Source organism: Candidatus Protofrankia californiensis (genome assembly GCF_900634765.1).
Taxonomy (GTDB): Bacteria; Actinomycetota; Actinomycetes; order Frankiales; family Frankiaceae; genus Protofrankia; species Protofrankia californiensis.
Genome location: NZ_CAAAFT010000366.1, coordinates 2,305 through 13,914 on the forward strand (window position 1 = coordinate 2,305; position 11,610 = coordinate 13,914).

At 69.3% G+C, this 11,610-nt stretch carries 9 protein-coding genes; 2 read left to right on the forward strand and 7 right to left on the reverse strand.

The genetic code is table 11. The features are described 5' to 3' along the window. Positions 1-1,158, reverse strand: a 1,158-nt coding sequence (murC, locus tag DD1DGNOD_RS18810) for a UDP-N-acetylmuramate--L-alanine ligase (RefSeq protein WP_241255831.1), incomplete at its 3' end; no start/stop codon positions are given. A 38-nt stretch (positions 1,159-1,196) separates the two neighbouring features. Further along, positions 1,197-2,327, reverse strand: a complete 1,131-nt coding sequence (murG, locus tag DD1DGNOD_RS18815) for an undecaprenyldiphospho-muramoylpentapeptide beta-N-acetylglucosaminyltransferase (RefSeq protein WP_131770734.1) — start codon at positions 2,325-2,327, stop codon at positions 1,197-1,199. Between the two features lie 405 nt (positions 2,328-2,732). Between murG and DD1DGNOD_RS18820 the strand changes: the two genes are divergently transcribed. Next, complete coding sequence (locus tag DD1DGNOD_RS18820) at positions 2,733-3,725, forward strand: NAD(P)-dependent oxidoreductase (RefSeq protein WP_165036876.1); 993 nt, start codon at positions 2,733-2,735, stop codon at positions 3,723-3,725. 106 nt (positions 3,726-3,831) lie between these two features. On the opposite strand, the gene DD1DGNOD_RS18825 is transcribed toward DD1DGNOD_RS18820, so the two are convergent. The 4 genes from DD1DGNOD_RS18825 to ftsW form a co-directional block, all read right to left on the reverse strand. Beyond that, positions 3,832-5,058, reverse strand: coding sequence for a PLP-dependent aminotransferase family protein (locus DD1DGNOD_RS18825; RefSeq protein WP_165035131.1), 1,227 nt, complete (start codon positions 5,056-5,058; stop codon positions 3,832-3,834). Between the two features lie 85 nt (positions 5,059-5,143). Then, positions 5,144-5,575 carry a 4Fe-4S dicluster domain-containing protein gene (locus DD1DGNOD_RS18830; RefSeq protein ID WP_131767801.1) on the reverse strand — a complete coding sequence of 144 codons (432 nt, stop codon included), beginning with the start codon at positions 5,573-5,575 and terminating at the stop codon, positions 5,144-5,146. Continuing rightward, complete coding sequence (locus DD1DGNOD_RS18835) at positions 5,572-7,194, reverse strand: FAD-dependent oxidoreductase (RefSeq protein ID WP_131770735.1); 1,623 nt, start codon at positions 7,192-7,194, stop codon at positions 5,572-5,574. The genes DD1DGNOD_RS18830 and DD1DGNOD_RS18835 overlap by 4 nt, the downstream gene beginning before the upstream one ends. Positions 7,195-7,584: 390 nt before the next feature. Beyond that, complete coding sequence (ftsW, locus tag DD1DGNOD_RS18840) at positions 7,585-8,913, reverse strand: putative lipid II flippase FtsW (protein WP_241255832.1); 1,329 nt, start codon at positions 8,911-8,913, stop codon at positions 7,585-7,587. Between the two features lie 307 nt (positions 8,914-9,220). Here ftsW and DD1DGNOD_RS18845 point away from each other — a divergent pair, with 307 nt between their 5' ends. Further along, positions 9,221-10,711 (forward strand): FAD-binding oxidoreductase, encoded by a 1,491-nt coding sequence (locus DD1DGNOD_RS18845; RefSeq protein ID WP_131767803.1) that lies wholly within the window; start codon positions 9,221-9,223, stop codon positions 10,709-10,711. Positions 10,712-10,770: 59 nt separating this feature from the next. On the opposite strand, the gene DD1DGNOD_RS27280 is transcribed toward DD1DGNOD_RS18845, so the two are convergent. Next, on the reverse strand, positions 10,771-11,610 hold an 840-nt coding region (locus DD1DGNOD_RS27280; protein ID WP_165036878.1), incomplete at its 5' end, for a hypothetical protein.

Consider the following 11,610-nt stretch of genomic DNA (forward strand, 5'->3'; position numbering starts at 1 on the left):
AACGCCGAACTCGGAGGCGAAGGCCGCCGTCCGGCTGTAGAGGTGCGGCTGGAAGGCCACCACCACGCTGCCGCCGTCGGCGACGTCACGCGCGGTCCGCAGCACGCAGACGAGTTTGGTCGGGTGGTTGGCGTAGTCGTCGATCACCCGGACGCCGCCCGCGGTGCCCTTGGTCTCGAAGCGGCGGCGGGCACCGGCGAACCCGGCGAGCCCCTCCAGCAGGCCGGCGGCGGGCAGGCCGAGCTCCAGCCCGGCGGCGAGCGCCCCGGCGGCGTTGCGTAGATTGTGCCGGCCGGGCACCCGCAGGCTCAGCTCACCCAGGCGCCGCCCGCGGACGACCACCTCGCAGGTTGAGCCGGTGGCGGAGACCATCGGCAGCTCCACCCGGACGTGGGCGTCCACCGACTCGCCGTAGGTGGTGACCCGCGGTGCCTTCCCGCCGTCGCGTTCCCGTTCCCGCAATGCGGCGACGAGCCGGGCGGCGCCCGGATCGTCCACGCAGGCCACCACGAAACCGTTCGGGTCGACCCCGTCGACGAACCGCGAGAACGCGATCTCGACGTCCTCGGGCCGGCGGTAGTAGTCGAGATGGTCGGCTTCGACATTGGTGACGATCGCACCGGACGGTTCGAGGAGCAGGAATCCGCCGTCGCTCTCGTCCGCCTCGGCGACGAAGATCTCGCCGGTCCCGGCATGCGCGTTGGAGCCGGCCTCGTTGATGTCACTTCCGATCACGAACGACGGGTCGGCGCCGCATGCCTGCAGTGCAACGGTGGCCATCAGGGTGGTCGTCGTCTTCCCATGGGTCCCGGCGACGGCCAACCCGCGCGAACCCCGCATCAGCGCTGCGAGCGCGGCGGACCGGGAGACGACATGCAGGCCGCGCCTTCTCGCCTCCTCGACCTCGGGGTTTCCGTCCGGAATCGCCCGGGAGAAGATCACGGTACGGGCGTCCCCGAGATGGGCCGGATCATGACCGATAGTCACCACAGCGCCGAGCGCCCGCAATGCGGCCAGCCGACGGGTGTCCCTGGCGTCGCTTCCGGACACGGACGCGCCGCGCCGCACCAACAGCCGCGCCAACCCGCTCATGCCGGCGCCGCCGATCCCGACGAGGTGGACGCGGTCGAACTCATCCGGTAGAGCCGGAGCTGTCACAGTGACATCTTGCCCCATCCTCCGTCCAGGACGGAGCCTCAGGGGGCCGCGTGGCGCGCCGGTTGCCGCCGGCGGGACGCCGCAGCCTCCCGGATCATCGAGACGATCATGTCTGCGGCGTCGGGATGCCCGGAACCGGCGCACGCCGCCGACATCTTCGCCAGCCGCTCGGCGGAGGTCAGCACGGGCAGCAGTTCCGCACTGACCCACTGCGCGGACAGGTCGGCGTCGTCGACCATGAGGCCACCGCCGGCCTCCACGGTCGGCAGGGCGTTACGCCGCTGCTCGCCGTTGCCGTGCGGAAGCGGGACGTAGACGGCAGGCAGGCCCACCGCGGCAAGCTCCGCGCAGGTCATCGCGCCGGAGCGGCACAGCGCCATGTCCGCGGCCGCGTAGGCCGACGCCATGTGGTCCAGATACGGCCGCACGACGTAGGGCGCGGCCAGGTCCGCCGGCAGTGCCGCGAGCACCGTGTCGGCGTTCTTGGGCCCGGCCGCGTGCAGGACCTGGACCCCGCTCGCCGTGATCTCCCTGGCTACCGAGCTGATCACGTCGTTGAGCCGCCGGGCGCCCTGGGACCCGCCGAAGACCAGCAGCGTCGACCGGTCGGGATCAAGGCCGTAGCCGACCCGCGCGGCCCGCGCCGCCGCCGGGGAGCGGTCCAGGCGCAGAATCTCCGGGCGCAGCGGAATGCCGGTGAGCTGTCCGCCACGCAGCGGCGTGTTCGGATAGGACACCGCGACATAAGAGGTGAACCGGGCGCCGATCCGGTTGGCGACACCTGGCAGCGGGTTCGCCTCGTGCACGACGATCGGGATGCCCGCCCGGCGCGCGGCCAGGTAGGCGGGGACGGACACGTACCCGCCGAAGCCCACAACCACGTCCGCACGCACCCGGGCGAGCGTCGCCGACGCCTGGCTGACCGCCCCGGCGAGCCGGCCGGGAACAGCGAGCAGGGACGGCGTGGGCCGGCGTGGCAGCGGCACCTTCGGCACTGTCGCAAGCTCGTACCCACGAGCGGGCACGAGTCTGGCCTCCAGCCCGGATTCCGTCCCCAACAGGGTCAGACGCATCCGTGGATCAGCGGCCCGCAGGGCGTCCGCAACGGCCAGCGCCGGTTCGACATGACCCGCCGTGCCACCGCCGGCGAGTACCACACTCCTCAGCATCGCCCACGACGATGGCACATCTCTGTCGTGGATCACTCCCCGGGTACCACCACCGGCCGCGGCCGCCCCGCCGTCAACGGCGACACCCGCCGATTATGCAGCTACCGGATTCCCCCGGATCACTACAAGCCCTGCCAGCGGGACGGCCCGCCGGATCAGGACGCGGTGGCGTACCCGCGTGTACGGGTCCAGTACAGATGCGCAGGTCAGCCTGTATGACAGCGCCGCGCGCCCCCGGCCCTGACCCGGTGGGAAGAGACATGTCAACGGGATATTTCAACTTTGTCTACCGATCTGGTCGGCTGTGGACATCACGTCCGAAATGGTGGTGCACTACAACCATGTCCGCCGTGTCCGGATCCGTGCGCCGGTCGCCCGGACGGGTGAAGGGATCACATGATGAGCGTGAGCGCACCGGCCGCACACCAGGCCGAGGTACCGGTACAGGCTGGTCCGCACGCCCTGGTACTCGGAATCCAGCTGTCCCCGCAGTGGGGCACCGCCATCCGGCGGGCCCTTGACGACGTGCTCGGGGACGAACCCGATATCGAGATCGTCGATGTTCCCGTGGAGGGAGATCCGGTACGCCGGCCGCAGATCCTGTTGACCGGCCCAGGCCTGCAGACCGAACAGCCGACGGCCTGGTTCACCGGTGTCGAGTGGGTACACACCGTCTCCGCCGGGATCGACAGCTACCCGTCCTGGCTGCTGTCAGCACCTACCGTGACGTGCTCCCGCGGCCTGCACGCCACGCAGATCAGCGAGTGGGTGGTGACCGCGCTGCTCACCGAAGCCAGGCGTGATCCCTGGATCAGTGCACCGGTCACGTATGCCCGGCCGCCTGTGGGCGGTCTGCTCGCCGGTTCGACATTGGGGATCGTCGGACTCGGGGAGATCGGGCAGGCGGTGGCCCGGCGGGCGCTCGCACTCGAAGTCGACGTGGTGGCGGTACGGCGGCGGGACAGGCCGACTCCGGTGGACGGCGTCCGGCTGCTACCCGATCTCGCAAGCCTGCTGTCGGTCAGTGACGCCGTGCTGCTCAGCGCCGCAGCCACACCCGAAACCCGCCACATCATCAACGAGACCACATTGCGCCAGGTGAAGCCCGGCGTGCACCTGCTGAACATCGCCCGCGGCACCCTCGTCGACCAGGATGCGCTGCGGCCCGCCCTTGACGACGGGCGGGTCCGGGCGGCCAGCCTCGACGTGACCGTTCCGGATCCCCTGCCGGCCGGCCACTGGCTGTTCGACCACCCCCGGGTACGGATCAGCCCGCACGTCTCGGGCTGGGCCCCACGCCTGGAGCAGGCCATTGCCCGGCGGTTCCGCGAGAACCTGCTGCGCTACCGGGCCGGGCAGCCACTGATCGGGCTCGTCGATCCCACGCTCGGCTACTGAGAGCCTTTCGTAGGTTGCTGAAAGCCTTCTGGGGTTACCGAGACCTGTCCTGGCCAGTCGTCTGGCCGGAGAACGTGCGATCATCACCCCGTCCGCGCGCTCGGAGTCACCGTCCGAGTACGGTCGTCGCGGCATCGGCCAGGCGGCGCGCGGCAAGCTCGAGGCGTTGCGGGGAGTTACCCGCGAACGACATCCGCAGCGTCGCGGGATCCGGGTTGTACACGGCGAACTGCGGGCCGCAGACGTAGCTGACCCCAGCGCGGATCGCGGCGTCGAGCAGATCGTCCGCGGACAGCCCCGCGACGACACGCCCCCAGACGAACAACCCGCCGGCCGGGTCGTTGACCTCCAGGACACCGGGCAGGTACCTGGCCACGGCGTCCCGCAGCGCCGCGCAACGCTGCCCGTAGACGGCCGGTAGCCGGGCCAGGTGGGCGTCGAACCAGCCGTCCCGGCCCAGGAGCGTGACCAGGGTGTACTGCAGCAGGGTCGAGGTGTGCAGGTCCGACCAGCGCTTGGCACGGCCCACCGCACCGGCGAACGCGGGCGGGACAACCACCCAACCGGCCCGCAGACCCGGGCCCAGCGTCTTGGAGAAGGATCCGATGGTGATCACATTGTCGCTGTAGGCCGCGACCGGACGTAACGGATCACCGCGGAAACGCAGCGCCGTGTACGGCTCGTCCTCGACCACCATGAACTCGAAGCGCTCGGCCAGGTCGGCGAGCTCCCGCCGCCGGGGAGCGGAGAGCGTGACTCCGGTCGGGTTGTGGAAGGTCGCGACCGTGTAGACGAGTTTGGGACGCAGGCCACCGGCCAGCCGCTCGGCGAGCGCGCTGACGTCCATCCCGTCGTCGTCCACGGGAACCGCGAGGAACTCCGGCTGGTACATCTCCAGGCAGTGCAGCGAACCGGGGAACACCGGTTCCTCGACGGCGACGAGATCACCCGGGTCGAGCAGGACGCGGGCAATCACATCAAGCCCCTGTAGCCCACCCGCGGTCACCACGACCTGACCGGGGTCGACCGGCCGCCCGCGGTCCGCCGAGGCCCGGTCGGCTATCCAGGCACGCAGCTCGGGGAGCCCTTCGGCGGAGGAATACTGCAGGGCGGTCACCGCCTGCCTCGACGTCACCACCTGAGTCACGGCCTCACCGATCTCCACGGCGGGCAGGGTCTCCCCGGCGGGCAGCCCACCGGCCAGCGAGATGACGTCGGCGACCTCGCCGAGCCGTAGCGGGTCGCGCATCACCCACGTCCCGACCTCACCCATCCGGCGGGCGAGCCGAACCGGTCCCGGAAGGATCGCCTCGACCGACTCGTCGTCGCTCATAGCCATATTGTCCCCGCTGTCCCCGCCGCACACGCCCCGCGTCCCGCTTCTGCCCCGGACTCCGTGCCTGCTCCGGATCCCGGGTCTACTGCGCGTCCCGTACCTGCTCTGTGTCCGGCACCGAGGGGGGCGCGGCCTTTTGTGTATCCGGCGGGAAGGACGGCGGGCGGGGGATGCCGAGAATCTCGAACGCCTCGGCGAAGATCGGCCCCATCCGCCAGCTCTCGTTGCGGTGAACATGGCGCCACCGGCCCCAACCGGAGTCGCGGCGATACTGACCGGGCCAGTCGGTTGCGGCGATCTCGGCTGGGGAGACCTCGACCGGACCGTCACAGTCCGGGTCGACGAACAGGGCGTCCACCGGGCAGTAGATCTCGCACATGAAGCAGGTCTGGCAGTCCTCCTGACGTGCGATCACCGGTACCTCGCCGGCCACGGCGTCGAAGACGTTGGTCGGGCAGACCCGGACGCAGATGTTGCACTTGGTGCACCGGTCGGCGAGCAGGATTTCGATCATGACGCGATCCCTTCGGTGGCATCGGCGAGATCGGCGAGATCTGTTGATCCGGATCCGCGCTCCGGGGAGATCCAGATCCGGTCCAGACCCCCCACGAGGATGCGGTGGGTGAAGCTGTCGTCGGTCGCGGGGGTGTCCTCGCGCTGGTGCATGCCCCGGCTCTCCTCGCGGGCGAGCGCCGCGGTGTAGGACCACCGGGCCGAAGCCACGAGCGCCGCGGCCTCCCGCGCCCGTATCGCGTCCACGCCGGTTGCCCGCAGGTGCCCGCTCACCTCGTCCCAGGCCGCGTCCAGCTCGGACAGGGACGCGCGCAGCCGGTCGGCGGAGCGGAACATGTTCTTGTCGTAGGGATGCATCTCGGCCTGGACGGCGGCGACCACCGCCCGGGTGTCCACCGGTCGGGCCTCCCGCCGGGGCCGCAGCCCCACGCCGCCCGCTGCCACGGCCGGTGTGCCGGTGCCACGAACGGCCCGGCGCGCGTAGGCGACGGCCGCCCGACCCGCCCAGGTCCCCGACGACAGCGCCCACGCGGAGTTCTGAGCGCCACCTCCGGACGTGGCGCCGGCCACCAGCTCCCGGGTGGCCGCGTCACCGGCGGCGAACAGCCCCGGCACCGTGGTCGAGCAGTCGTCGTCGACGATCCGCAGGCCCCCTGTGCCGCGGATCGTTCCCTCACAGCGCAAGGTGACCTCGAACAGGTCGGTGTACGGATTGATCCCCTTCCGGTCGAACGGGAGCATGAAGTTGGGCTGCACTCTCGGCATCTGCCGCTGGATGCGTTCCGGAGCGCGGTCAAGCCGGGTGTACACGGGGCCGGCCAGCATCGCCCGGGCCAGAATCTCAGGGCGCAGCGGCCCATCCGAGATAATTTCGTTACCGTCGGCGTCGAAATAGGTACCGAACAGATAGGACATCGACCGGGTCATCGTCGACCACGCCGGAGACAGCGTGTAATAGCTGGAGAACTCCATACCGGACAGCTCGGCCCCCGCCTCGACCGCCATCAGATATCCGTCCCCGGTGTTGTTCTGCGAGCCGAGTAACCGAGAGGCAAAACCGCACCCGCCGGTCGACAGCACGACCGCGCCGGCATTGACCTGGTAGTCCACACCGGCCTGCCGCTGCACACCGCGGACGCCCGCCACCGAGCCGTCGACATGGACGAGCAGCTCGAGCACAGGGCTCTGATCGAGGATGCGCACCCCCGCGCGCTTGACCAGCCGACGCATGGCCCGCAGGTACTCCGGGCCCCGCACCGTCCGATACTGGGTGACCCCGTCGTCATCCGTGGGAAAGCGAAACGCCCCGCCGATGGTGGGCAGCAGCTCCCAGGTCTGGGAGAGAATACGGCTCATCCAGCTTTCCTCGCCCAGGCCGAAGGCCCTGGCCTGGCGTTCCCGTAACGCTTCGGCTCGAGCCTGCCGGTCCGGCGGCACCCACCAGTGGCCCACACCGGCGGTCGCCGTCACCCCGCTCGTCCCGCAGTAGCCTTTTTCCGCCAGCACGACCACGCCGCCCTGACGGGCAGCGGCCAGGGCCGCCCATGTACCGGCCAGTCCGCCACCGACGATGACCACGTCGGCATGCAGTTCCAACGGCGCCATGCTCTGGGACGTCATAGGGCTACCTGTCCTTTTCCGGGCCTCCGGCGGCGCACCAAAAGATCATCGGGCCGCCTTCGGCCAGCCTGTCCTTTCCACGGCCTCCGGCGGTGCACCAGAAAAGATGATCCCGATGCCGGATGGCCAGCGGGGACGGCGACCGTCGGAGGCGCCGTCCAAAGGAACGGCATCCGCACTCACGAGTGGGAAAAAGCCCGGTCGATCGAACGCCCTGTCACCGGGCGCTCGTCATCGGGTACTCACTCACGAAAGATGATCGGAAGAACGAACGCGCCAGGCTCTAACGACACAGACAACTGCTGCTGCGAGCGAAGTCGACGCAGCGGCGCCGGATCAGGCGCATTCCGATTGACATGTGAACCACTTTTCCCACTGACCGTCGACGCGTCAAGGCGTCCGGCTCACATCACGCCCGCTACGGTGCCCTCGGTGACCGTCCGCAGCCTCACGGTCCCGCGCGCCGCGCCGGGCCGCCGCCCGAGAACTGATCAGCGCGGCGGCCGCCGGTTCGTTGCGGGCGAACGACAGCAGCATGCCCACCGTGAGCATCGTCGGGATCAGCGCGGAGCCTCCGAAGGAGACCAACGGCAGGGGGATGCCGGTGATCGGGAGAAGACCCACCACGGCTCCCATGTTGACCAGTGCCTGGCCGAGGATCCATCCGGTGGCCGCCGCGGCGGCGAGCTGGATGAATGGGTCGGTGCTGCGGTGGGCGACCCGGATGCCGGCGAACCCGAGAACGGCGAAGAGCATGACGACGACCAGCGTGCCGAGAAGACCCAGTTCCTCTCCGATGATGGCGAGGATGAAGTCGGTGTGGGCGTTGGGAAGCAGCCCGGGCCACTTCTCCCGGGAGGCTCCGAGCCCCTCCCCCCACCAGCCCCCCGAGGCCAGCGCGTACAGGCCTTGCACCGCCTGGAAGCCGGTGTCGTGGGCGTCTGCAAAGGGATCACGATAGGACAGCAACCGCTCCAACCGGTAAGGCTCGCTGACGGCCAGTACGGTTCCGACCAGCAGGATCACTCCGTTGATCACGACGAACACCCGCAGTGGCGTCCCGACCACCCACAACAGGGTGAGCAGGATCGTGAGCACCACGATCGTCGTGCCCATGTCCGGCTCAAGCATGATCAACACGGAGATCAGGAGGGCACCGGGAACGAGCGGAACCAGCAGGTGCTTCCAGTCCCCCAGCAGCTTGCGTTTGCGCACCAGCAGATCGGCACCCCACAGCACGAGAGCGAGCTTTGCGATCTCGCTGGGCTGCAGTGTGTACGGCCCGAGCTCGATCCACCGCTGGGCGCCGTTGAGCGACTTGCCGAACTGCGGCGTCAACACGACCAACAGCAACACCAAGGAAACGATCATTGCAGGGTAGGCCAACAGCCGAAACACCCGTACCGGCAGGCGGCTGCTCAGCACCAGCAGGGGCATCCCGATGCCCACCCAGGTCGCCTGGCGGGCGAACACCGCATACGGGGAACCCAGCTCCTCGAAGGCACGCACGCTGGAGGCGGAAAGCACCATGATCAGACCAAGCAGCAACAGCAGACCGGCAGAAAACAGCAGAAGGTAGTAGGACGCAAGCGGCCGGGCCAGCACGGGCACCCGGGTGTCGTCACCACCGCGTCCGCCCGGTCGGGAAACACCGGCCTGGGGCAGGCTTGTTGTGATCAGACCGGTCCCACCGCTCACCCCGACACCACGCCCCAGCACGTCCTCTCGCTGCCCCTGAATCCCTGGATCACCGGGACGGACGCGGCCCGGTACGGAGCACGGTTACGCCCTTCCCACCGAATAGTCCATGCCGGCGGCCTTTTCGACACCGACCGTCGAGGGCGTGTCGGGCACCAACTGGCAGACCGCTGTACGCGCCGATCAAAAAATCAACCTTGCGGAGTCGCCCATGTATGCGAAGTAGCAGATCATCACAACAGTGGTACGTGTTGTCCGGCCGAACCTGCCGGCTCATCCTGCCGCCACGCCGGCTACGACAAAGAGATCACGAGGAAGAGCCTGAACCATGGCCCGAGACCACGTACTGGAAACACTGCGTGATGCGATAGGCGACACGCCCGTGCTGACCGACCCCGACATCATGGCCGGCTATGTCGGGGACTGGACCGGGCGCTTCGTCGGGCGGACGGCCGCCGTGGTCCGGCCGGCGAACACCGCCGGGGTGGCAGCGGTCGTCGAGATCTGCGCAAGGCACGAAACCCCGCTGGTGCCCCAGGGCGGCAACACCGGGCTCGTCGGTGGCGGTGTCCCGACCCGCGGGGAGATCGTGCTGAGCCTGCGTGGGCTCACCGACACCCTGTCGGTCGACGCGGCGGCCGCGCAGGCCACCGTCGGCGCGGGAGTACTGGTCAGTGCCCTACACGCTGCGGCCTCCGCCGCCGGCCTTGCGTACGGCGTGGACCTCGCGAGCCGGGACAGCGCCACGGTCGGCGGTACCGTCGCGACGAACGCCGGGGGTCTGCGGGTCCTGCAACACGGGGACACCAGAGCCCAGTTGCTCGGCGTGGAGGCCGTTGTGGGTGACGGCAGCATCATCTCCCACCTTGCCGGCCTCCCCAGGGACAACACCGGCTACCACCTGCCGTCCCTGCTCGCGGGCAGCGAAGGGACTCTCGGCGTCGTCACGGCGGTGCGGGTCCGGCTGGTACCGGCCACCCGGGCGCGGGCGGTCGGCCTGCTCGGCTTCGCCTCGGTGGAACAGGCCGTCACCGCGGCATCCCTGCTGCGCAACGGCCTGCCCGCGCTCGCGGCGGCCGAGTTCATGCTCTCCCCCGGCCTGGACCTGGTGATACGCGCGTGCCACCTCTCCCGGCCACTGCGGGGAAGGCACGCGGCATATCTCCTTATCGAGATCGCGGACAAGACCGGCGCATACGCGGTGGGCAGCGGCACCGCCGTCGGGGGCATCCCGGGCAGCGGCACCGCCAGCAGGAACATCGCCGGTAGAGGTATCACCGGTACCGGCTCGGCTGGTCGAGCCACCGTCCTGGAAACGCTGGCGGACGCCGTTGCCGGTCTGCCGGGAGTACAGGACGCGTCACTGGCGGGCGACGCACGCGGCTGCCGCGCCCTGTGGGCCTACCGGGAACGCCACACCGAATCGATCAGCACCTTCGGCACGCCCGTGAAGATGGACGTCACCTTGCCGCTGGCTGTCCTGCCCTCGTTCGTCGAGACGGTCCCGGCCACCGTCACGGGGATCGCCCCCGAGGCGAGGACCTGGCTGTTCGGTCACGTTGCCGAGGGCAACGTGCATGTCAACGTCACCGGCACCGGCGGAGAGGCCGAGGATCGACGGATCGAGGACGCCGTGTTCGGGCTCGTCGCCGACAACGGCGGCAGCATCAGCACGGAGCACGGGATCGGCACCGCGAAACGCCGTTGGCTACCACTGAACCGCTCGCCCAGCGAGATCGCGGCGTTCCGCCGCATCAAGCAGGCTCTCGACCCCGCCGGCATCCTCAACCCGAACGTCCTGCTACCGGACGCGCCCTGACCGCCCGAACCCCCGCCGCACCGGGCGGCCGGTTGCCAAATGTCGGGATGAGGCGATCGTCAGCCTGCATCAATATCTTCAACCAGTGTCGCGGCCGCAAGGAAAAATGACCGGATCTCCTGCAGGTAGTCGCGAGAGCCGAAAACCTTCGTCGGCGTAACCGAGGTCGCGGCATCGACTCCGGCCACCGTGACACCGCACCGGGTCGGTATACCAAGTGCCCTGATCGCGACGAGCTGCTGGTAAGGCACATAGATCTGAGTGGTGATTGCAACCACATGGTCGTGCGGCGTCAGGGGATTTTCGGTGCGCCAGTGCGTCAGCTGGTCGAACGTGTTCGCCCGTCGGGCATTCGGAGCGGCCGACGGTGTCACAAGAACCGTCGCACCCGGCCACCGTAGCCGGGCAACAGCTGTCCGTTCTTCGCTGTCCCCCCTGTCAGGAAGCCTGCCGGCGATCTCCGGAAACTCACGTAGCCCATAGGCGGCACGGACCGCAGCAACGACAGCGTCTCCTTCGGTCGTCATCCGACGACCTGGAAGCAACCATTCGTCGAGACCCAGCGCGTTTGCCTGGCTCCGTTCGGCAACGGAAAGATCACGGGCGGCCGTAGTAACAACGAGCTCGTCAAGGCGGGAATTGCAGCGCTGGAACAACCGGGCACGATGCAGGCGGTTGACGTTGGCGCGCACCGCGCCGGCGAGAACGACGAGATGCGACGCGCTCGCGACCGTCGGCCCGCTCGCGTCCACCATTCCCAGCGCCCACGCGGCACCGACAGCCAGGTTCTCGGGAATACGCCGGTCCCCGACGACTGCGACATCGTCCTCGATCGCGCCGCGCTCCCGGTTGTTGCGGAAGTCCCAGTCCGTGCAACGTTGACAAAGCTCACGCAACAA